We start from the raw sequence: 23,181 nt of genomic DNA, 5'->3' as shown, positions 1-23,181 counted from the left end.
TTACCAATCTAATTAAACAGTGGGTTAATAAAAACGATGCATGAATTTAAACAGGCGTTGGCGGATAAAAAGCCGCTATTAGGAACATTCGTAAAAACACCCCACTTTCATAACACTGAAGTATTATCAAAAGTTGGTTTTACGACAATATGCCTTGATGCAGAGCACGCCGCTTTCGACAGGCGTGATTTAGATACCTGTATATTGGCAGCAAAAGCTAATCAGCAGCATGTTTTAGTGCGTATCCCAAACGACCATCACGATACTATTTTAAATACATTAGATTTAGGCGCCGATGGTATTGTGGTACCGCATGTAAAAAGTGCCCAGCAATTACAAAATATTGTTAAGCAATGTTATTACGGTCATAACGGTCGAGGTTACGCAGGCTCTACGCGGATGGCCGGTTATACTACAAACAACATGCAGCAAAACCTTGCGCATAATGCGAATAATACAGTGGTAATCGCACAAATTGAAGATATTGATGCGCTTGACCAACTCGACGCTATTTGCCAAGTAAAAGGCGTAGATTGTTTGTTTATTGGCAGAATGGATTTAACTGTTGCGCTAGGAGAGACGGATCCTAACGCATCAAAAGTACTCGAAACGGTGGCAAAAATTGTTCAAGTTGCTAACAAATATGAACTTGCAACGGGTATGTTTATTGCCAATCTAGATGAGTTGGACCACTGGCTCAAGCAGCGCGTATCACTATTTTTACTGGGTTCAGATCACAGTTTTATGCTTGCAGGTGCTCGACAACTAAAAGCGACGTTCGAGCAAGCAAAGCAAGCGCAATAATAAGGTAGTAAAGCCAAATATACCGGCAATAACCCAGCCTCAATTGAACGTTAAAAAATATCACTTTAGCATCAACATTGTCGAGGTGCTTTGTGCCACCATAGTTTAACCTTGCCTTTATCATTCCATAATAAAAATCGTCACGGGATAAGACTTAAACAACTTAACCTTTGCGCATGTGTGCACATGAGAGAATTGATTAACTAGAGTGGACGAGCCTTTAAACCGCGCTTTACCCGCTTTGACTTCGAAGTCTAAGATACAGGTAAAATAATGTTAACAAGGCTTAATCAGGTCAGTAATTTGCCCTTGACTTACTTATTGTATTCAAGAACTTAATTCTTTTGTAGGCATTTACACAAAGCAGTTAATTAACTATCTAATAACAAATATTCAATCTATGCTTGACATATTTTGACTTCGAAGTCTATGATGTCAGTAGTGCAATTAATATACAACCTAGCAACGTGATTTATCACTAATACTTTTTGCTAACTGCGGTGCACGTTTTGCAGTCTCATTATGCTTATATTCAATAATAAAAAAGGAAAACAGATGATGGTAACCTCAACTAATAAAAGGTCTCGAGTTTGTGCTGCTGTACTAACAGCCTTACTTTCCCAGCAGGCAGTGGCTCAGGAGTCAGACGAACAATCCGCTGAAACCAACAAAACAACTGGGCTTGAAGTGATCGAAGTCACCGCACAAAAGCGAGTTCAAAGTCTGCAGGATGTTGGCATTTCAGTAACCGCATTAAACGCTGATGCAATACAACGCTATGGCATTGATGACATCAGCCGTATAGAATTGATTACACCAGGAGTTGCATTCGGATTCATCGGCTCAGATGCAAAAATTGCGATCCGCGGTGCTAACTCTAACAATACCTTTGCCGATAACGCATCTATCGCCGGCTTTTTCGCGGACGGTGTTTACCGACCCAGAGCGTCACAGCAGTCACAAGCCTATTTTGACGTTGCTCGCATAGAAGTGTTGAAAGGTCCTCAGGGCACGCTTTATGGGCGAAATACCTTTGCTGGTGCAGTTAATCTAACCACGAATAAAGCAACCCTTGGCGATTTTGACATGGGTGTCAAACTTGGCTTCGAACGATTCAATCGTCGAAGCACTGAAACCTTTATCAATCAGCCAATTACTGATGATTTAGCGGTCAGGGTGGCGGTTCAAACTGTTCGCAGTGATGGCTATATCAAAAACATTGGGCCAGCAGGTGATCTTGGTCAAGACGATAGTTTTAACTACCGCCTCAGCTCATATTGGCAACCAAGTGCGACCTTTGATGCAACCGTAAGATTCACCTCTATTAAACAAAAAGGCACAACGCCTGGGATTTTCTCAGCGGAGGGTTTACCTGCACCGGTTAATCAAGATGGCGTCACTGATGTCCGTGGCCAACTTTTAGATTTTGGTAACCCTGCACCTGGTTCAGCCGGCACGAATTCAAGTTTTGATCGACCCAACGAAGTCAGCTATGACACAGAAAATAAGCGTAATAACCAAGAAGATAACCTCACAGTAGAACTTAACTGGGATCTTGACAGCGTTACCGTTAAATCAGTTTCTTCCTACACCGACTTTAGTAGTGCCCTAGATTTTGATGGTGACTTCAGTCCAACTCCCGGCTATGCTTATTTTTGGGACGAAGCGGTTGAGTCAGTCACGCAAGAACTGCAGATTTCTTCTAACAATGACAGTAACCTGTTTTGGACCGCGGGCGCTTACTATTCAAAAGACCAAATCGGTTTTGGTTTTTCTCAATTTAGAACACAAACCAACGCGCCATTTGGCACTGTCACCGATTCTCAAGGTAGAGACTTCACCTTGTTTGATGGTACGGAGTCAATCGACCCGTTCGGGGCTGGCAGCTTTAGTGATTACACCGATTTCCAGGAAATCGACGTAACCACGTTAGGTTTATTCTTCCAAGGGGAATACAGCATTTCCGATGCCTTGACCTTAATCGCGGGGATCAGGTATAACGAAGAAGAAAAAGACACCACCACTTCTTTCGCTACATCAAAGGCCAGCGATGGTAGTTTTTTACCCGGTGTCTCTGAATTTGGTATTAATGGACGTCCAATCGATTTATATAACTATACGGTCGCTGAAGGCAGAGCAGGTTCAGAAACGTTTGATATTGTCACTTGGAAAATTGGCTTTAATTACGACCTAAACGATAACTCCATGCTATACGGCTCTGGTTCTACAGGGTTTTTATCTGGAGGTCTGAACAGCAACGGGAGCTCATTTGACCAGCAAGAGTCCGAAGCATGGGAAGTGGGCATGAAAAATAGGTTTTTAGACAACTCATTGCAACTGAACTTTGCATTTTATATGAATGAGTTTTCTGACCTCGTTACCCAGCGCTTAACATTCCCTGAAGGTAATGGATCTACCGCAGTAACGGTAAGTGAAAATGCAGGCTCCTCAGAAGTCTCCGGTTTTGAAGCCGAAGTTAACTGGGTACCAACAGAGTATTGGTTTATTAATGCTGGCCTGTCTTTGATGGATGCAGAATACGATACTTTTGGTGTGACTAATCCTTTCCAATTAAATGGTGGTTTACTCAAGGGTGATGTCAATAACGGGTTACTTGTGCTAGATGGCGCTACTCCGCCTTGGTCGCCTGATATGACCCTTAGTTTGGGTGCTGGACACGAATTTAACCTTGGCGATAAGGGCACCATAACGCCTTACCTACAGTTTTACTATTCGGCAGAATACAATACTGATGATGTGTCAATATACGCAAGTCAATTACAAGATTCCTATACAAAGACGGATCTGCGCGTAACCTGGCTTTCACTTGATGAAACACTCTCAGTGGAGCTGTTTGCTGAAAACATTGAGGACGAAGAGGTCTTGGCTAGAACGAATGTTGGCGGTAACAATTTGGTACAGGGCAGTTATCTACATCCTAGAAACTATGGCGTGAAGTTAAGATATCACTTTTAGTCAGTAATATTGCAATAACAAAGTGAAAAAGCCCCGAAAGTCTGTTTAGCTTTCGGGGCTTTTTTTAAGCTTCATGAGTAAGAGGGACATGTTAATTATTTTATAAACATCGAAGTCAAACTCATAATTTGTGTTTTTTAAAAACGCTGCCTCGCCTTATTAAACTCCCTCATTCTCGCAAATACATCTACACCCAATTGATCATATACTGATAATAAATCAACTAACACCCAATTTTCACGAATGAGTTCACCTTCAACACGCCAAAAATCGAGACTGCGCATCGTTATTTTTTGATCACCAGGAGCAATGCCAAGCCAGCCTGAACCGCTTACCGTCATATACATCCCAGGCCATGCTGTAAAACCTACATAGTTATTATCGGCAAACAAATGACCTTTACTAGGATCGCCAACGCGATCCGGCAGGCCATTCAAAAAAGGGATTTGATGCCAATCTCGAAAGCCGCTAAGTGAGCGACCTGTACCGATACCCGAGGGCCCATACCAAGAACATTTTGGATGCCAGTATTTATCGAGCTGCATCGCTTCTACACCCCCCTCGGCATACCTACCTAGTCCACTGCACATATCATTGACAATATTTTTAGCTTGATGGGTTTGTGCGCTACTGTAAATTGGACGCTCAATCCCGTCTGAGGTTGCCGGAGCCGGCACTTGCCACTCTCTGCCAAGGCTAGGTGCTAAAGGCCATGCATTTGCTTGCAGCATAAGCTCAGGAATGTCCCAAATAGCTTGATATTGGGTTACTTTGCCATTTTCAAATTGGTAAAATTCATGAAACCGTAAAGATGCTATGTGACCTGTTGCTGGAATATCTAGCCAAGGTTTTTCAAATGTACCGCAGTAGTAACCACAGCACCCAACCCAAATGTTACCACTATCGGTGATCCCCGATATAATAATAGTGTCTCGTCGTTCTATATTTGGCATTGAATGATACAATGGCATTATGGCGTCTGTGAACAAACCCTTTGCACCATCTAAATCTTCAAATGGAAAGCACAACTGCACTTTAGCCGTTGTCGCAAACAAATCTAAAAGGCACTTTTCAACCTTATCCGGCTCAAAATCATACTGAATTTGGCTCAATTTTTTGATTTTTTCTTTACATTCGTCAAGTTTTTTTTGTATTAGCTCATTGGACATAAACGCATATTCCTGTTAACACACATATCAAGATTAAAGACTTCATACTTCTGGATTTAAAATACTACTGGTTCTGGCCAGAACATCAATTCCTTGTTGTTTTAACCAATAAGGAATGTCCATAAGCACCCAATTTTCTAACAACTTGTCACCTTCTCGGTAATATACGTCTACAATTCTCATGTCGGCGCGCTTATCACCACTGGGCATACCCAAAAAACCACCGATAGATTTATTGGAAAGATTTGGCCAACCAAAAAAGCAAGCAAATTGGCCTTCCGCAAAACGACATACATGGCCATTGAATACCTTGTCGCTAAGTCCTTCTCTGAATGGATACATATGCTGCTCTTGATAACGCGCAATAGTATACGTAGAGCCAATACCACCCGGACCGTACCATCCCATATTTTCATGCCAATTTTTTTGCATTACCTCCGGGCCAGCGCGATCGTTGCCATTTGCGTTAAGCTTACTCAGATCGTCAATCATCGTATTCAATACGGTTAGTGTTTGCTGGGCCTCTTCAGGCAAATGCTCATCAAACAATAAACCGTTATGATGTCGTGGGCCGGGGTGCAATATTGATGAACCTGTTTGTGGTGGTAATGGATGAATGCCTACTTGTTGCATTAGTCCTATGATATCTAGCCACAATCCTGTTTTAGTTATTTTACCATTCTCGACACAGTTAAATTCAGCATACTTTAGCATCACAACTTTTCGTGACGCCCGAATACCCAGCCAGTCATCATCGAATAAAGCCATGAAATGGCCCATGCTCATTACCCAATTTTCGCCACTGACCTCATTAGTACCGGCCATAAACACGTCTTGCCTGCGCTGAATATTAGAAAATGACTTGTACAAGGGCTGCCAAACTTGTTTCGCAACATCTCCTACATTGTCAATTTTATTAAATGGGTACACACCATAAAACTCATAGTCGTCAGCCACATGTTTTTCTAGCACCGAAACTATTTGATCGACATTAGCGCTTTCCATATCGGCAAAATAATTTAATACATACTGCTTTTCGTGTTGATAGCTCGACATTGTAGTGACCCGTTGGTTAATTACCGTAGTGAACAAAAAGTTTATTTACTAATGACTTCGAAGTCAATTAATAATATGATACACGTGAAATGTAAATAAAAGCAAAAAAAAATACACATAGAGGCTCTAATATGACTGAATTCGGCGTTCTTAACTGGAGTATACTCATCGTATATGTTGTTGCTAATATACTGTTGGGTTTAGTAATTGGGAAAAAGATAAAAACTGATCAAGACTTTTATATAGGACAAAAAAATACACCTTGGTGGGCAATCGGTATTTCGGTTGTTGCCACTTATGTAAGTGCTATGACCTTCTTGGGAGCTCCCGCATGGGCCTATAAAGAAGGTATAAGCGTAATTGCAATACATCTTAATTATCCGCTAGTCATCATGGCCGTTATTATTTTCTTTTTTCCCTTCTTTTATAATGCCGGCGTAGCGTCTATTTATGAATATCAAGAAAAGCGCTTTGGCAAACGCGCAAGGGCACTAATTTCCTCAATCTGGTTAGTTTCACAAACAATGTCCTCAGCGGCTGTTTTATATGCAACGTCTGTTGTACTTAGTTTTATTACTGGCATAGATGTTATATCGGCAATAGTGATCATCACGATTATTGCACTTATCTACACAGTAATGGGGGGCATAACTGCGGTTATATGGACTGATGTTATTCAGTCTTTTATCTTATTTGCGGGTGCCGGTATTATATTCTATGTACTAGTGCAAGAAAGTAGTATGCCGGTAATGGAGTCGTTGGCGCAATTAAAAGAGCAAGGCAAACTCGACCCCTTAAACTTTGACTTTGACTTTACTGCCACCACGACTGTTTGGAGCGGAATAATAGCTATGTCGCTCTACCATACAACAGTTTATGGCACGAATCAGATGATGGTACAGCGAACACTAGCGGCTAAAAATATAGGAGATGCTAAAAAGTCCTATTTGCTGATGGGTTTTGCCGCTTTCTTTATCTATCTGTTTTTCATTGTCTTAGGCGTCTTATTTTATAACTACTATCAGGGTCGTACTTTTGAAAACGAGAACACTATTATTCTACAATTCGCGGCTGAATATGGTATGCCCGGACTCATGGGAATAATCGCGGCAGCAGTAATGGCGGCTTCTATGTCGAGCCTCGATTCAGCATTTAACTCGCTTTCAACCATTTCGACAATCGATTTTTATAAAAAATATTTTAGAAAAAATGAAACAAATTCGCATTACTTAAAAGTAACCCGCCTATTTACATTATTCTGGGCTGTCTTAATTATTTTCCCTGCCATTATGTATCACCTCTATAGCTCAGGCTCGATCCTAGAGGTACTTAGTAAGGTAGGGTCTTATTTTGTCGGCGCTCAACTAGGTATGTTTACTTTGGGCTTTTTCTTTAAACAGGCGACTGAAAATGGCTTGTTAGTGGGCACGTTTGCCAGCTTCGTTGTGGTGGTTGCAGTTGCCTTAGGTACCGACATAGCTTGGCCTTGGTATTGCTTGATTGGCGCTACAGTAAACATAGCAGCCACGTTGATTGCCAGTCGAGTTATTGACGGAAAGCAAACTGAATTATCTGAATACACAGTAAAAGGACAAAAATTAAAGTTTGCTCGCGAAGGCTTAGATGAAAAAGAGAATGGTTGGTATCGCGTTCCAGGTAAAGTTGATCGTATTAACTACTGGTTGTTCGCTTTCTTTATTCTGACCATCGTGTTTTTGTGGTCACTCCAATATATAGTATAAGGTTTAATATGAATTCAATTATTGATAATTTTTACCATTGTTTACAAACAGATAAGCCGCTCAGTGCAATAGTCGCTGAAGATGCTGTGCTGAATGTATCGTATCCAATCAATCAAATAATCGGCTTAAAAGCGATTGAAAGCGACTATTGGTTACAATTTAAGAATGCATTCGAACACTTGGAGCGTAAAGCATTTATCGAGTTTGACAGCGAATATGAAAGTGATCAGTGGATTGCTGCAACGGGTTACTTTAGTGGTATTTTCGTTAATGATTTTTTAGGGATCCCTGCCACCGGTAATCTTCTATATTTGCGTTTCACTGAATTGGTCAAAATAAAAGATAACAAGATATCTGAGTATTTTATTATTTTTGATTTTTTAGATGTTATGCATCAAGCGGGTATTTTTCCGTTACGCAAAAGTTTAGGTCACTGCGGTCAAATTCTACCACCCACTACGATGGATGGATTATTGCCTTTGGAAGTCAATAAGTTGCAAGCTGATGAATCAGAACAACTGGTTTTAAATATGCTAGAGGAACTTAGTAAGTTTGACGGCAAATCACTACTGAGTATGCAGTTAGAAAACTATTGGCATGCAGACTTTATGTGGTATGGCCCTGCAGGTATTGGCACAACTAAAGGTATTAAAAGTTTTCGCGAGCGTCATCAAGGACCTTTCGTATTTAGCTTTCCTGACCGATTAGTTGACCACAAAGCGTGCGTTGTAAAAAAAGGTAATTATGTCGCAACCGGCGGGTGGCCGCATATGCATGGAACTCATTCTGTAGGCGGCTGGTTAGGATTGCCTCCAACCAACCAAACACTTGAATTACGAGTGATTGATATATGGCGACGCGAAGGCGATTTGTTAAAGGAAAATTGGGTAGGAATTGACATTATTCATATGTGTAAACAAATGGGATTAGATATTTTCGCTTTAATGAAAACCAGCGTTTAATCGCTAATATGCTGACTTGGTTTGAGTGGGCAGTAATTTTGTAAATACGGTAATAAATTATGAATCATAAAACGGTACCAACGAATAACGTTATGCATTTGCCACAAGGTGAAGTCACACAACTGTATTGGAAAAATCTGCCTGAATTATTAAACCCAAGCAATCCTAAAAGCCAGTTATTGAAAGGTTTTGACGAAGAATTTATCGATATTGTTGACTACATTGTGCGCATTACTCATCGGATTTGGGAGCAGAAAAATGTGGGTTTATGTAACCAATATTATGCAGAATACTGCCCAGTGCATACCCTAGGTGCTTATGCAGACGCCGTATCAAGCGTGGTCAGCGGAACCTTGCAAACCATCAGCGCTTTTCCGGACCGTTCGCTGATTGGTGAAAACGTAGTTTGGCGGGATCTTGGTCCTAATGAGGGATATTACTCTTCGCATAGAATTACCAGTATTATGACTAACAAAGGCCCATCAGAATTTGGTGAGGCGACACACGAAACTGGACGTGTTACGACTATTGCAGATTGTATTTGTATTGAAAACAAAATTGTATATGAATGGTTAGTCCGCGATAACAGCTTTTTGGTCAAACAATTAGGCATTGATGTATTGGATGCGAGTGAGCATTTCGCTAAAATTCCGGCACATCCAAAACATGAAAGCTGGCGGCAAGCTGAGATATCCAGAGTAAGAGCGCAAGAGCCAAGTGAACATCAATGGAAAGCGCCCATTGACAAAGCATCTGTTGAATTTAGTAACCGCTGGTTGGATACTCTGTTTAATCAAAAAAACTTTGGTAAAGCAAATACCTTTTATCACTTGAATGCAAAGCTACAATGGCCTGGTGGACGCCAAGCAGTCGGCTTACCAGGTATTATAGGAACCATTATTCAATGGCTGGCAGCCTGTCCGGAGGCGCAGGTTACCTGTGATCATGTATGTACTGTTCCCTTCGATCAGGGAAAAGATGTTATTGATATTGCGATTCGGTGGTCTTTAACTGGGTCTTTTTCTTCAAAAGACAAAAGATTATCCATGTATCGTGGACAAGAGTTTTTTATATTAGGTGCGTCCCACTTGCGCTTAGTTGACGGAAAAATTAGCGAAGAATGGACCGTATTTGATGAAGTTGCTGCTTACGCCAATCTCATTAGAGACTTCAATAGCAGTAACCATAATACCGGAGCGCAATAATGCTAGATTCAATTATCAACGCCTTTACTAAAGGCGATTTAGCTGACCTAAACTCTAAGATGCTGCACAGTGCTTATTGGGGGCAACATAACGCTAAATTTTACGGCTCAGAAAAGCTGAACATGATCCTCGGTAATTGGTTTGCTTTGACCGGCAAATGCACCGTACTAACACATCAAACTATTAAGCAAAACAACCACTATGTGGTGCACTTGACGTTTGAGCCAACAAATAAAACCGGAATAATTAATTATGTTTTTTGGTTGGAAACCAACCAAAAAATGCTTAAATCAGTTCTAGCGATAGTCGATACTGTTCAGTTGGCGGCTGTAAATAAGGGTGATACAGAAAAAGTAAGTAATAACTTACCTGCTACAGATCCATTAGTAATATCTGATTACGACCAGCAAGACCATCTACAAGGTGATATTGCATGGCCATCTAGCTTAATTGGTAAGCAAACTCGAAATGTAGAAATCCTTGATCAGTGGTGGGCTATTTGGAGTCAAAAGCAATTAGCGAATATAAACACACTTTACAACGATAACGCGGTGATTAATTTACCTGGCGACAAGCACCCACAAAAAAGAGATCAATTATTTGAATTTGTATTATCAAAAATAAATACATTGACTCGGATATTTACACAGCTAGAGGATATTGCAATCGATGGTCAGGATGTTGCCATAAAATGGTTTTTAGACGGTGATGAAGGTGATGATAAAATTAGACTGCCTTTTATTACCTTGTTAAAAATTGAAAACAATAGGATCACTGTCGACACGACTATCTGTGACATACTCGCATTTAACAAGAACTTCTCAGCTAGTCGTGTATTTAAACAAATCACCGCTTAAATACGGAGCAAGGCGAACGTTGGTAATTGAAGTGAATGTTGTCATTAAGCTCACACATGGCAACCGGCCAACAAGTTATAAAAAGCAACACTGTATGTTTATTAATTTTTGATGAGTCCTCCCTGAGATGCAAAGAACGCACTTAGGTAAGCTGACTCTCTTAAATCATCAGTCTTTTCTATCGCCTCTAAGTAGTTATGGTTAGCGGTGAATTCATTCGGAAACGCAACACATTTTATACCCGCGCTAACTGCTGCTTTAACACCCGAGCTAGCATCTTCTATTGCCAAACTGTTTTTGGCGCAAACGTTCAACTTTTTCAAACAGTATTGGTAAACCACAGGCTCTGGTTTAGGCGCTTCAACTAATGCTCGATTACTTATAATATCGAATATAGATGGGTCTAAGCCCGTTGAACTTAATAAAATCTCAATATTCTTTCGGCTAGTCGTGGTCGCAAAAGCTAATTTTATATTATTAAATTTAGCATGATCTAACACCCACTTTACGCCCCGGCGTAGTGGCAATTTTGAATTGTTCATAAAGTTGTGGAATAAGTTTGATTTTAACTCATGAACTTGTCCTGACGAGGTACCTTTGGGCAAACCGCCGTACTTTTCATTGTATTGATCGATACGAGACTCACCTCCAGTTTCAACGATTAAGCGACGATATTCCTCTTCGCCCCAATGCCATTCGATGGATAATTGCTCAAACGCAGTATTAAAGGCTTTCCTTTGAAGATATGAAGTGTTTGCTATTGTGCCTATTCCACCAAAAATAATGGCCTTCATCTACTACACCCAAATGAACATAAACGTAAATAACTTACGTGACAAATAACTAATAAGGTCAAAAAATAAAATAGACGATTAAGACCATAAACATGAATGTCGTACGTCAGCTTAATTAAAGCTGATTAACCGCAAAGCTTATACTTTTGAGTATTCTGCCTTTCTCCTGCCCCTAAACTAGACTATATTACCCAACATAAAGAAGTTAAGGCTACGAGTACTATGCATAAACCCATTTTAACTACCCATGTTGGTTCATTGCCACGTTCGCAATCAACCGTCGATTTTATTTTTGCGAGAGAGAATAAGCAAGTATATGACCTAGAAAAATTTGAAAATGAGATGACATATGCCGTATCGACTGTCGTTCAAAAACAACTGCAATCCGGCATTGATATTGTATCTGATGGTGAAACGTCAAAGATCTCGTACGCGACCTATGTGAAAGATCGATATACGGGCTTCTCGGGTGATAGTCCTCGAAACGCACCAGCAGATTTAAAGTTATTTCCTGATTTTCTTGAAAAATTGTCTCGCTCTGGTGGCACACCTGCATATGCTCGGCCATTTTGTACTGGTGAAATAAAAAGCAAGGAAACCGCTGACCTGCAGCATGATTTAGATAATTTACGCTTAGCAGTTAACACACAACGAGCTAAAAAAGCATTTATGAATGCCGCATCTCCCGGTGTTGTAGCGCTCTTTCTTCCGAATCAATATTATTCCTCTAGGGAAAAATATATTGAAGCACTAGCTGAAGTCATGAAAGCAGAGTATCAGGCAATCATAGACGCCGGTTTCGACCTGCAATTAGACTGCCCAGATCTAGCTCTATCACGACATATGCTATTTCAAGACCTGAGTGATGAAGCCTTTATCAAAATTGCAAATACTCACGTTGAAGCCCTTAATTACGCTATTGCAGATTTACCCAAAGAACGTGTACGTATTCATATTTGCTGGGGGAACTATGAGGGACCACATGTGTGTGATATTTCTATGCAAAAAATGTTTGATACACTAATGTCTGTCGACGCAGCACAACTCCTATTCGAAACAGCGAACCCTCGCCATGGTCATGAATGGGAAGTTTTTGCACAAAGGAAACAAGATATCCCCGATTCAAAAATTTTAATTCCGGGAGTCATAGACAGTACCAGTAATTTTGTTGAGCATCCGCGATTAGTCGCTCAACGTATTCAACAATTCGTGGATATCGTTGGACGTGAAAGAGTCATTGCTGGTTCCGATTGCGGTTTTGGTACATTTGCTGGATATGGTGCAGTTACGCCCGATATTGCTTACGCAAAATTGTCGACGTTGTCTGAGGGGGCAAAATTGGTCTAAATTTTTTGTTGAGGCCATTTTGTTTCTATGAATCGCGGCTGTGAAGAGCCGCTATAAAGAGCACAAGAATTTCGGTACTGCTTATCAGTACTATCTGCCCTGTTAACAACGCAGTGTTTTGAGACATCCGACCTCAACATGATCATTCATTATCGTGCTGCGGTAATACAGTTAATGGGCGGTTAGCATTAAACCCAACCCAGCTCACCAAGTGCCCAAGGCGCATTCCATATTTTTGTCATTCGCGACACTTTATTCTGCTGGTCCATTGTTATCGAATACACATAATCACTAGCCGTTGTTTTATTCGTTGCTGGTATTGGTCCACCGTCACCTACATGGGTGCCGTGAAACGTGCCAAAAAGGAGCGCTGTCGATGTTGATTCATCGTAGGCACTGGAATGCAGTTCATAGTAACAACCCTTTAAAGGACCTCCACCTAAGCCTGCCATCCACTCACAATATCCTTCGACGGTAGTTACCTCTGTCAAAGGTTCACATTGAGCAGAAAATTCAGCATCACTGGCCACAAACTGTTGGCAACCAGCCCAGCCTTTTAAACTTTCACAAGAATGAAAAAATTCTGTTGCGACTTCAAAGGGAGTCATAGCACTGTCCTTATTTAAGGTGACATTTTACCACTGTTATCGTGTGGACTTTTTAATCAGCTTTATTTATTATTTATAGTATATTTAAGTTAAACCATAAGCTTGAACTATTCAATAGGCACCTGTTTTATTGGAGTTTATGGCAATTAAACTGATTTGACTGCTCTGTATCTAGGGCTGAACACTGTCTTCACTATTTGGGGCCGCTATATCTGCGATTGCATTATCACTATAGTCAGTAAACCCGGGTTTTTATTGCAAGCCCAAGAAGACTATCCAAGAGAGGTGCTGTGATTTTGTGCTTGCAAAAAAGGTCGCCGCTTATAGTCTTGTAATAACGACTAATAAAAACGACACAGATTACTCTTGTTTGACAATGTACCAAATACCTATAATTAAACCAACTAACAACAAGGTTATAGGTATCAGTGCCGTAATATAATAACCAGCAGCAACAAGCTTGAACGCAAGATAGATGACTAATGTTATTACCGTGAAGAGTGCAAATGAAGCAATTAGATTTGTCGACTTTTTCATATATAGCGTATCTGAATGTAAAAATTTTGCATCAAAATTATACGTAATATGCTGAATTATGGCTCATCACTCTGTGTAATTACTGTCAACGCATCATTGGCATCGAAACGCTCAAGTTTGAGTAGCCAGGTGCTAATCGGCTCGTGTTGCCCGGTTCCGCCCATTTAACTTACCAATATATAAAGCCTTATCGGCACTTAACACAATTGAATCAACAGATGTTTTCTCTCCCGCTGGAATAGTCACAACCCCTAGAGTCAAAGTTACAAATGAATTAGTTTCAGATTTTTCATGAGGGATTTGCATATTTTCGATTGCCAAGCACAAACGCTCGGCAATAATAGTTGATTGTTCGATTGATGTATTTGGTAGGATAATAGCGAACTCCTCACCACCATAGCGACAATTTGCATCTGTCATTCGCGCCGCACTGGTACAGATACATTGAGCCACTTGTTTTAGACAACTATCACCTTGCTGATGACCATAAAAATCATTAAATAATTTAAAATGGTCAATGTCAGCAATAATAAGAGATAGTGGCTGCTTTTGACGGTCATGTCTGTTTATTTCTATGGTCAATTTTTTATCAAAATAACGGCGATTATACAAGCCAGTTAATCCATCCTTGTAAGTAAGCACTTGCAATTGCTTATTTGCCGCAATTAAGTCACTAGCTTGGGTATTTAATGAGATTGTTTTCTGCGCTACTTGCTCTTCAAGCGCTAAAACAAATTGCTTCTGCCTGAATATTTCTGCATGCTGTAAGCGTGTTCGAAAATAAATGAAAGTAAATATAACCAGAATGGCGACAACCACATACAAGCCATATGCCCACCAAGCTTTCCAAGGACGTGGCGATATAGTTAAATTAATTGACAGTAATTTTTCACTCCATTTACCACTACTGTTCGTCGCTTTAACCAAAAATTTATATGAGCCTCCATCTAAATTAGTAAAAGAAACAACATTTTGATTACCGATATCAATCCAATTATCATCGTATCCTTCTAGCTTATAAGCATATTGATTCTTACGAGGAGAAATAAAATCTAATACTGAAAATTCAAAAGAAAAAAAGTAGTCAATATAAGACAATTTAATGTCCGAGACATAAGAATAAGGCTGCTCTAGTTTTACCGACTGCCCCATCTTATTAAACCCCGTTAAAACGACATTGAACTCATTATTATTTGTTTCAACATCTAACGTATTAAAGAATTCAATACCTCTTGAACTACTAGTGAAGAGTGTTTCATTACCGCCTGTTATCAAGCTGTTAGCATAGTAGTTTAAACCTAATAGACCATTATAACTGTCAAAATTAGTCACTTTTCCCGACGATGGGTTTAACGTTGAAATTCCCTTATTTGTCGTCAGCCATAAATTACCATTCTTGTCATCTGCAATCCCGCGAATTAAAGAAGTATGTAATCCATTTTTTCTGCTAAAAGGTTTAAAACTTTTTGTTTTAGGGAGATATAAGTTGAGTCCTTTTTGAGTGGCAATCCAAATTTTTCCATTCCTTGCTTGATAAATATCCTGAACGATGTTGCCTAATAAACTATCTATTTGATTATTATCACTTGTAAAACGAATAAATCGTTGGTTTTCTTCCTCCCAAAGGTTTAAACCATAACCAGTACCAACCCAAATATTTTGCTCGCTGTCTTTGAATATTTTTAACACTTCTGGATGAGATAAGCCGAAAGAATCGTCTAAGTGAGTAAACGTTTTAGTCAACGGATCGTAGCGATACACGCCATTTTTATAAGTACCGACCCAAAGGTTTCCATATTTATCGGTACTAAGCGCTCGTACCTCCCTAAATTCCTTATAGTTTGGATCAGATTTAGGGTATTCTACGATCTCAATCTGCTTAGTTTTTAGATTGAATTTAGCTAAGCCATCATCTTGCGCAACCCATAAAACATGCTCACCATCTGCAAATATGATTGGCTTTTCTAGTAACTGATTTTCTCCAAAACCATTTTCATCACTAAAGATTGGAGTAGATAATATTTCTAGTTTTTGTGATGTTACATGCCACTTATATAATTGAGATGATGAAGATACAATTAATAAATCACCATTAGCATCAACTGTAATCCCATTTGGCGCTGTCAATTCAGGACTATTAATCGACTTAAATTTTCGGTGCGGCACTATTTTGTAGATACCGTGAGTTTCGCTGGTAACCCAAATTGTTCTTGAGCTATCTTCGAAAACTATTCTCAAGCCATGATTATACTCAAGGTCAAACTTTTCAATTAGAGAACCTGAATTCGATTGTCGAAATAAGCCTTTACTGGAGACAAACCAAATGTGGCCTTCCTGATCCTCAATCATAGAGTTCACTTGACCTAGATATTGATCATCAACCGTTTTTAATTGCGTAAAAAGGCTTGTTTGTTTATCAAATACGAATGGACCTTGTTGTGTTCCGACATAAAGTTTATTTTTTGACGTCTTTAAAATACTTCTAATCTGGTTTGCGTCGGTTGGTGTGGGATTGTCTGGGGCAGGTAAAAAATGAGAAAAGGTTTGCTTGTTTTTATCATATAGATTTAAGCCAAAGCTAGTTGCAATCCAAAGGCTATCATTATCGTTGTCTTCAATATCCCAGATCCTATTATGCGATAAACCCGATGTCTCCACATCAATATGCGCAAAGCTGTTGTCACCGAGGTATCGATTTAAACCCTTGTCATATGAACCTAACCAAATAGAGCCCTCTTGGTCATGAAATAGAGATTGTATTCGGTTAGATGAGAGAGAATCAGTGCGCAGAGGATCTTTAATAAAAAGCTGGAATTTTCCTGTTTTGGGTTCATAAAGATTAGCACCTCCCCCCCAAGTACCGACCCATATTCTTCCCTTGCGGTCTATCATGAGATTTCCAGCATCATTATGGGTCAAACCGTTTGAATTCATACGATCAAATTCAAACAGGGTTACCTTTCGGCCATCATAGCGCATGATGCCATTTTCAGCCGTGCCAAACCAAAGCAACCCTTGATTATCCTGAATAATAGAATATATTTTAGAAGAAACAAAACCATCTTTCTCTGTTAGCATCTCAACAGAATATTCGTTAGTAAACTCTGAGCTCGATTTACTGCTATACGCTGGAATGTTAACGACAAAAAATAATATAAAAAAGTACGAAAAACGACTAAAAAACAATAAATTAACTCTCTCAAATTTTCACAATAATAGTTTAGATTATTTATAAGCGTCCGGCAATCCTACTTATTAGCTTAGCGTCGTCTCACAGCCGCAATTTTTCAACATAAAACATAAAAATGCCTACGTTTTATCTTTATTGAGCACTAAAGCACTACGTTAGTATGAAATTGAAGCGTGTCATGTCTATGGCCAATAAGAGTGCTGTCGACATGGGATCCACTGTAAGGACACTACTCATAGATATACAACAGTCATCAAAATAGTATGCATGAAGCCTTATTGAAAGGTAGTGAAGCAAGCGCATGCATTTGAATCATGCTGCCCATATATAAATTATCCATCTGATTATATTAAGTTTTTAATATGGGAGTTTTATAGATACCCCCCTTTTAACCCCTGCCAACTAAATACATCCGTTAACCCATTAAAATTTAGTCGCTAAGTATAAAACTTAAAAATGATTTTTTATTGTTCAATTTTTTTGATGATATCAAACAAAAACTAGGGGTTAATCAATGTTAATTCAACTTATACAATAACCTCTTAATCAATTAACAACTCACCTAAGGTCAAATAACATGAACATTAAACAAATCACTAACAGCATCACAAAAACTGAAGAATCTTTATCAGCATTGCCATTACGATTAATCGCAGGGCTGATTTTTACCGCTCACGGCGCACAAAAACTTTTTGCTTGGTTTGGCGGTTATGGCTTAGAGGGCACCGGACAGTGGATGGAGTCTATCGGACTTGCGCCAGGTTACTTAATGGCACTAATGGCAGGTAGTGCTGAGTTTTTCGGCGGTTTATTATTAATTGTTGGTTTCCTGACTCGTCCTACGAGCTTTGTTTTAGCCGTTACCATGATTGTTGCTATATTTACTGTACACATCGATAACGGCCTATTTATGAGCAACAATGGATACGAGTTTGGTCTTGCACTATTCGCTATATCCATTTCATTGATGTTCAGTGGTGCAGGAAAATTATCACTAGATAATTGGGTAGCACAGCGTTTGGCTTAATCAGTTATACATATTTTACTTATTTTAAAAATAGAGATACCGATCATGACATCAGTAAAAAATAGCTGGAACAGCAGTATCAAAGATGGTGAATATCAACGTAAAGAATCACAATTTAGAAATTGGATAACGCCGGATGGCAGTGCTGGCATAAGCGGGCGTGAGGGATTCAAAGCTGAAGTTGACCGTTATCATTTATACGTATCGCTTGCTTGCCCGTGGGCTCATCGCACTTTAGTTTTTTGCCAATTAAAAGGCTTGGAAGATTTAATTACGGTCAGTGTAGTACATCCAGATATGCATGATAGAGGCTGGAGCTTTAAACATGATGGAAAATCTGCAAAGCTTTATGGCACAACAGGTGATGATTTATACGACGATCACTATATTAGTGATAAATATTTAGCCCAAGATCCTGATTACATCGGTGTTAACAGTGTGCCTATATTATGGGACAAGATAAACAAAGTAATCGTTAGTAATGAGTCATCTGAAATTATTCGCATGTTCAATAGCGCTTTTAATGAAATGACGGGTAATACACTAGATTTTTACCCTGAGCATTTACGCGATCAAATAGACGAAGTTAATGAACTTGTTTATCACAACATTAATAATGGTGTTTACAAAACAGGTTTTGCTACAACACAAGAGGCTTACGACGGTAATGTAAAATCATTATTCTGTGCGCTAGATAGTGTTGAAGAAATACTTGCGAGTAATCGGTATTTGACAGGGAACACGTTGACTGAAGCCGACTGGCGTTTGTGGGTTACCTTGGTACGTTTTGATTCGGTTTATCATACTCACTTTAAATGTAACTTGCGGTTAATTGAACAGTACAGCAACATTTACAACTTTATGTCAGAGCTGTACCAAATGCCCAATATTGCTAAAACGGTTAATGAAGCGCATATAAAACGTCATTATTATGCAAGTCATTTAGCCATAAACCCTTACGGTATTGTGCCTATTTCACATAAGCAAGATTGGACAGCGCCTCATCATAGGGATGAACAGTTTAGTTAAATCAACATTAGTTTGTCGTGAGCTTTAAAGTAGGGGGTAACTATAGTTATGTAGCAATAAAATGTCTTCCGATGAAATAGATAAAACAGCGCTAATTCAAGGCTGTTTTTGTTTTTAATGCTTGGAAATATGAAGACTAAAGATGATGCTCCTGCCATTGGTGTGACAATATAGAAATTAACGCCTTTAATCCTTTACCTTTATTGGATACTTTCCACGCCATATATAACTCCTGTGTTGTTGGTGTTGGTGTTGGTGTTGGTGTTTTTTCTTCTAATTCAATAACAACCAGTTGCCCAGATTCAATATAATCGTGCACCATCCCTTTGGGTAAATGACCTATACCTATTCCGGCAGCAATTGCCGCAACTTTTTGAGCAACAGAGCTGACAAAAAACCGCTGACTACCCTCAAGCATATTAATCGACCAAGGAATTTCATGCTGTGCAGAGTCATGAACAATGACGCTTCGATACCTTGTTAGATCGCTAGCTTGAATTGATGCTTTATCTTTGTGTAACGTCCTTGATAACTCATGTCTTTTAGCTGCCACCAACACAGTTTCCAACTTACCTATTTTTATTGCTCGAATACCTTTTTGATTAGGAACAGGCGAAGGAGCGCCAATCACTAGGTCAACCGTGTCTTCAATTAATGCCTCCCAAGTGCCATTCATTACTTCTTCACGTACATCAACTTCAATATTTTTATGTTCAGCTAAAAATTCTTGTATACCCGAAAAGATAGGATTGATGTCGAAGATTGAATCGCACGCAATGCGTATTTTAGGCTCCCAACCATTGGCAATCGTTTGTGTTTGCTCTGACAAAGCGTTTATTGCATTGAGAACTTTGCGTCCTTCTATTAATAAATGTTTACCTGCTGGTGTAAGAACAGCTCTTCTGCCTTGTCGTATAAAAAGTGTCACGTTGAGCTGCTCTTCCAGTTTCTGCACTATATATGACAGCGCAGAAGGAACTTTGTTTAATTGCTCTGCCGCAGCTGCATAACTGCCACGGTACTCAATAGCATCTAATACCAGTAAGGCTTCAATACTTATAGGGGGTGTGTTCATTTTAAGGTTCCAACAAAAGAGTAACTGTTCAAATTATTTGAGCATATCGAACAAATAGTAGGGGTTATTCAATAACAGTTCAACTTATACAATAGCCATATACCTAATTAGCTCGTATTAAAAATACCTCAAGGTAGACATTACCAATAGTGAGCAAATTTCGAAAACCATCACAAAGATTGAAAAATATCTAACAACATTAACATTTATGATATTTATGATATTTATCAATGAGTTTAACTTAAAATAATATTCACAGAAGAAGGACAATATTATGTTAAAACACTATCCCTATAAAAGCTTAGGCAATGCCGACCATGGCTGGCTTAAATCTAAACATCATTTTAGCTTTGCACATTATTATAATCCTACACGCATGGGTTTTGGCAAATTACGTGTAGTGAATGATGACTGGGTTGCCCCAAGTACGGGGTTCCCGTCGCATCCGCACCGTAATATGGAAATTATTAGCTTTATTCGCTCTGGGGCAATTACCCATCAAGATAGCACGGGTAACAAAGGCAACACTAAAACTGGTGAGGTTCAAGTGATGAGTGCTGGCACTGGTATTGTGCATTCAGAATACAACCACACTAAAGATCCCTTAACCTTTTATCAGATTTGGATTGAAACCAATAAACATGACGTTGAACCTCGTTGGGAAAGTAAAATGTTCCGTACCAATCAATCGTCAGAACTTACTTTATTGGCATCAGGTTACCCTGAAGACAAAGGCAGTGCCCTTTTCATCAACCAAGAAGCACGTATCTATGGTGGTAAATTAGCCAAAGGAAGCGTTATTGAACATGACATTAAACATCAAGCTTATATACTAGCTTCAGATGGTATGTTTAAAGTGGAAGATAACTCTGGCAGTGTAACGATGAATAAAGGTGATGGAATGGAAGTTACGCAATCGAACTCAATTACGCTAAAAGTATCGACCGACTGTGAAGTTATCATTATTGATACCCCTACTTAATAATCCTTAGAAAGTTAGCTTACAACACCCAAGTTTATTGACCCCATAGAGATGAGAGCGGTGCCGCCCAAATATTTTCTCCTAACGGCATCGTTTCAGTACCATCGTATGATAATAACCCGATTTTGAAACGGTTGCCGGCTAGACTAGCTAATTTCTTTAACCCTTTTAAGTCTTTCTGGCTAACGGTAGCAGAGGCTTTGACTTCAACGCCGACTAAATTTCCCTGAGCATTCTCAATAACAAAATCTACTTTAAATTTATCCGCATCTCGATAATACAGCAGGCGATAGTTACCTTCTGACGTTGTAGTGTGTTTAAGTAGTTCGCTAAACACAAATGTTTCTAATGCGTTGCCAAATCGCGTTCTATCTTGCTTAATTTCGTCTGTGCTCAAATCAAATAAAGTACTCAGCAAACCCGAATCGATAAATTGTAACTTTGGAGTTTTGACGATCCGACCGAGCCTATTACTAGACCATATTTCTATTCGTTTGAGTAAATACATTTGCTCAAAAATACTGATATAACGCGCCGCCGTTTTACCATCAAGTCCAACTTGACCGCCTAGTTTGCTGTATTTAGCATTAATCGTTGAGCAATAGCTTGATGTGCAGTTGATGCCGGGTGCATTGTCTTCACAAACCGCACCCGTAAGCGCCCCAAAATTCTTTACTGAGATAACACTGGGTTAGCCATGTGGAGTAAGCGTTTGGAAAAAGACATGTTTAAGTGGCCTAGCAGGAAGCAAGCCGTTATCATCTTGACCGAGCAGCAACTTAATAGTCTTCTAGGGGGGGGGGTGCTATGCACGGCCATCAGCCCCCATTTTATGCCTCTGCAAGCGCAAGGAGAGCGGTATCGGGAAAGTTGTGAATTACTGGAGTCACAAAACGACAATATTATTAAATGCGACCAACTATTTGCTACATCAATCTGAATTAAAATTCACCCATAATTGTTTAATGCCTATAGCCTAACGCAGTCGATATACTTGCTGCTTTTTGCATTAACTCTGGTAGCACTTGCTCTAGTAGCTCACTTCTACTATAAGTTGTCGTAGGGCAACTGACATTAAGAGATGCTACAATTTCTCTTGTATTATCTCTTATCGGTACAGCGAGGCTCGCGAGATTCTTTTCGTAAGTTTCCCAACTTAATGTGTAGCCATCGGACTTGTCTTGCTCTATTTGATTAATAAGGTCTCCAATAGTTAACGGGGTATTTTTAGTGATTTTTTTCAATTCAATACCTTCATACAAAGTAGCAAGTTCAGCGATTGATAAGTTAGCAAGCAATATACGCCCTGTAGATGTGGCGTACGCCGGAAATCTAGTGCCAACACCAACAGAGCTAACAGTATGATGCTTACCTAGTATTCGCGCAATGTAAACGACGCTTATTCCATCTCTTACAGCAAGGTGTGAGCACACTTTTGTATTCTCACTTAATTCCTCCATATGAGGTCGTGCGATGTCGACAATATCCATTCCAGCTAATAGTTTAAAGCCAAGATCTAATACCTTTAAACCTAAGCAATATTTTTTTGAGTGTTTAACACGCTTTAAAAACCCCATATTTTCTAACGTTAGTGAGAGACGAAATGCAGTTGAACGTGACACATCCAACTCTCTAGCTATATCAGAAACCCCCAAGAAAGGTTTTTCACTGCTAAAAGCTTGCAGTATCTTCAATCCACGGATTAAGCCAGGAACCATATATCGATTTGATTGCTCAGATTCAGTTTTCACTAATGCATTTTCCACGTTGTAATTATTCTCCAAAAGTTAAGCTTAATCTTGTTAGTTCACGTTACATGCG

General features: G+C 39.4%; 18 protein-coding genes and 1 pseudogene. 11 read left to right on the top strand and 8 right to left on the bottom strand.

The genetic code is table 11. The annotated features are described in order from the left end of the window. The first annotated feature begins 36 nt into the window (after positions 1-36). Both CXF81_RS01450 and CXF81_RS01445 read left to right on the top strand, forming a co-directional pair. Positions 37-804: an HpcH/HpaI aldolase/citrate lyase family protein gene (locus CXF81_RS01450; protein ID WP_101179444.1), complete on the top strand. Its 768-nt coding sequence runs from the start codon at positions 37-39 to the stop codon at positions 802-804. Positions 805-1,359: 555 nt separating this feature from the next. Then, on the top strand, positions 1,360-3,780 hold the full coding sequence (locus CXF81_RS01445) for a TonB-dependent receptor (RefSeq protein WP_232771736.1): 2,421 nt from the start codon (positions 1,360-1,362) through the stop codon (positions 3,778-3,780). Positions 3,781-3,917: 137 nt separating this feature from the next. On the opposite strand, the gene CXF81_RS01440 is transcribed toward CXF81_RS01445, so the two are convergent. Both CXF81_RS01440 and CXF81_RS01435 read right to left on the bottom strand, forming a co-directional pair. After that, entirely contained in the window at positions 3,918-4,949 is a 1,032-nt protein-coding gene (locus CXF81_RS01440) for an ester cyclase (RefSeq protein WP_198556289.1), read from the bottom strand. Positions 4,950-4,991: 42 nt separating this feature from the next. Next, positions 4,992-6,005: a polyketide cyclase gene (locus tag CXF81_RS01435; protein WP_101179443.1), complete on the bottom strand. Its 1,014-nt coding sequence runs from the start codon at positions 6,003-6,005 to the stop codon at positions 4,992-4,994. Positions 6,006-6,136: 131 nt separating this feature from the next. Here CXF81_RS01435 and CXF81_RS01430 point away from each other — a divergent pair, with 131 nt between their 5' ends. From CXF81_RS01430 to CXF81_RS01415, 4 genes are read left to right on the top strand one after another with little or no spacing between them, the layout of a single operon-like run. Then, positions 6,137-7,747 carry a sodium/solute symporter gene (locus CXF81_RS01430; RefSeq protein ID WP_101179441.1) on the top strand — a complete coding sequence of 537 codons (1,611 nt, stop codon included), beginning with the start codon at positions 6,137-6,139 and terminating at the stop codon, positions 7,745-7,747. 8 nt (positions 7,748-7,755) lie between these two features. Then, positions 7,756-8,709, top strand: a complete 954-nt coding sequence (locus tag CXF81_RS01425; protein WP_101179440.1) for an ester cyclase — start codon at positions 7,756-7,758, stop codon at positions 8,707-8,709. Between the two features lie 59 nt (positions 8,710-8,768). Further along, positions 8,769-9,914 carry an ester cyclase gene (locus tag CXF81_RS01420; protein WP_232771735.1) on the top strand — a complete coding sequence of 382 codons (1,146 nt, stop codon included), beginning with the start codon at positions 8,769-8,771 and terminating at the stop codon, positions 9,912-9,914. After that, complete coding sequence (locus CXF81_RS01415; protein WP_101179439.1) at positions 9,914-10,771, top strand: nuclear transport factor 2 family protein; 858 nt, start codon at positions 9,914-9,916, stop codon at positions 10,769-10,771. The genes CXF81_RS01420 and CXF81_RS01415 overlap by 1 nt, the downstream gene beginning before the upstream one ends. A gap of 101 nt (positions 10,772-10,872) precedes the next feature. On the opposite strand, the gene CXF81_RS01410 is transcribed toward CXF81_RS01415, so the two are convergent. Next, positions 10,873-11,565: an HAD family phosphatase gene (locus CXF81_RS01410; RefSeq protein ID WP_101179438.1), complete on the bottom strand. Its 693-nt coding sequence runs from the start codon at positions 11,563-11,565 to the stop codon at positions 10,873-10,875. 222 nt (positions 11,566-11,787) lie between these two features. On the opposite strand from CXF81_RS01410, the gene CXF81_RS01405 reads away from it, so the two are divergent. Then, the gene (locus CXF81_RS01405; protein WP_101179436.1) at positions 11,788-12,912 is read left to right on the top strand and encodes a cobalamin-independent methionine synthase II family protein; all 1,125 of its coding nucleotides are present in this window, start codon (positions 11,788-11,790) and stop codon (positions 12,910-12,912) included. Positions 12,913-13,100: 188 nt separating this feature from the next. Here the strand turns inward: CXF81_RS01405 and CXF81_RS01400 are convergent, their stop codons facing one another. Both CXF81_RS01400 and CXF81_RS01395 read right to left on the bottom strand, forming a co-directional pair. Continuing rightward, a complete protein-coding gene (locus CXF81_RS01400; RefSeq protein WP_101179435.1) occupies positions 13,101-13,520 on the bottom strand; it encodes a hypothetical protein in 420 nt (139 codons plus the stop codon). A 669-nt stretch (positions 13,521-14,189) separates the two neighbouring features. Further along, positions 14,190-17,135, bottom strand: a complete 2,946-nt coding sequence (locus tag CXF81_RS01395) for a ligand-binding sensor domain-containing diguanylate cyclase (RefSeq protein ID WP_232771734.1) — start codon at positions 17,133-17,135, stop codon at positions 14,190-14,192. A gap of 689 nt (positions 17,136-17,824) precedes the next feature. Between CXF81_RS01395 and CXF81_RS01390 the strand changes: the two genes are divergently transcribed. Together CXF81_RS01390 and CXF81_RS01385 are read left to right on the top strand one after the other, a co-directional pair. After that, a complete protein-coding gene (locus CXF81_RS01390) occupies positions 17,825-18,274 on the top strand; it encodes a DoxX family protein (RefSeq protein WP_101179432.1) in 450 nt (149 codons plus the stop codon). A gap of 45 nt (positions 18,275-18,319) precedes the next feature. After that, positions 18,320-19,303, top strand: a complete 984-nt coding sequence (locus tag CXF81_RS01385) for a glutathione S-transferase family protein (protein ID WP_101179431.1) — start codon at positions 18,320-18,322, stop codon at positions 19,301-19,303. Between the two features lie 136 nt (positions 19,304-19,439). On the opposite strand, the gene CXF81_RS01380 is transcribed toward CXF81_RS01385, so the two are convergent. Continuing rightward, positions 19,440-20,378 carry a LysR substrate-binding domain-containing protein gene (locus CXF81_RS01380; protein WP_101179430.1) on the bottom strand — a complete coding sequence of 313 codons (939 nt, stop codon included), beginning with the start codon at positions 20,376-20,378 and terminating at the stop codon, positions 19,440-19,442. 274 nt (positions 20,379-20,652) lie between these two features. Between CXF81_RS01380 and CXF81_RS01375 the strand changes: the two genes are divergently transcribed. Then, complete coding sequence (locus CXF81_RS01375; protein WP_101179429.1) at positions 20,653-21,360, top strand: pirin family protein; 708 nt, start codon at positions 20,653-20,655, stop codon at positions 21,358-21,360. 34 nt (positions 21,361-21,394) lie between these two features. Here CXF81_RS01375 and CXF81_RS01370 read toward each other — a convergent pair whose 3' ends face one another. Further along, on the bottom strand, positions 21,395-21,880 hold the full coding sequence (locus CXF81_RS01370) for a DUF4143 domain-containing protein (protein WP_369828618.1): 486 nt from the start codon (positions 21,878-21,880) through the stop codon (positions 21,395-21,397). Between the two features lie 171 nt (positions 21,881-22,051). Here CXF81_RS01370 and tnpB point away from each other — a divergent pair. After that, positions 22,052-22,300 (top strand): annotated as a pseudogene (tnpB, locus tag CXF81_RS20575) (IS66 family insertion sequence element accessory protein TnpB); the annotation flags it as partial. A gap of 22 nt (positions 22,301-22,322) precedes the next feature. On the opposite strand, the gene CXF81_RS01360 reads toward tnpB, so the two are convergent. After that, complete coding sequence (locus CXF81_RS01360) at positions 22,323-23,111, bottom strand: IclR family transcriptional regulator (protein WP_232771732.1); 789 nt, start codon at positions 23,109-23,111, stop codon at positions 22,323-22,325. Between the last annotated feature and the right edge of the window lie 70 nt (positions 23,112-23,181).

Source organism: Glaciecola sp. 33A (genome assembly GCF_002836745.1).
Lineage (GTDB): Bacteria > Pseudomonadota > Gammaproteobacteria > Enterobacterales > Alteromonadaceae > Glaciecola.
This window is presented reverse-complemented; position numbering and strand designations above follow the sequence as displayed.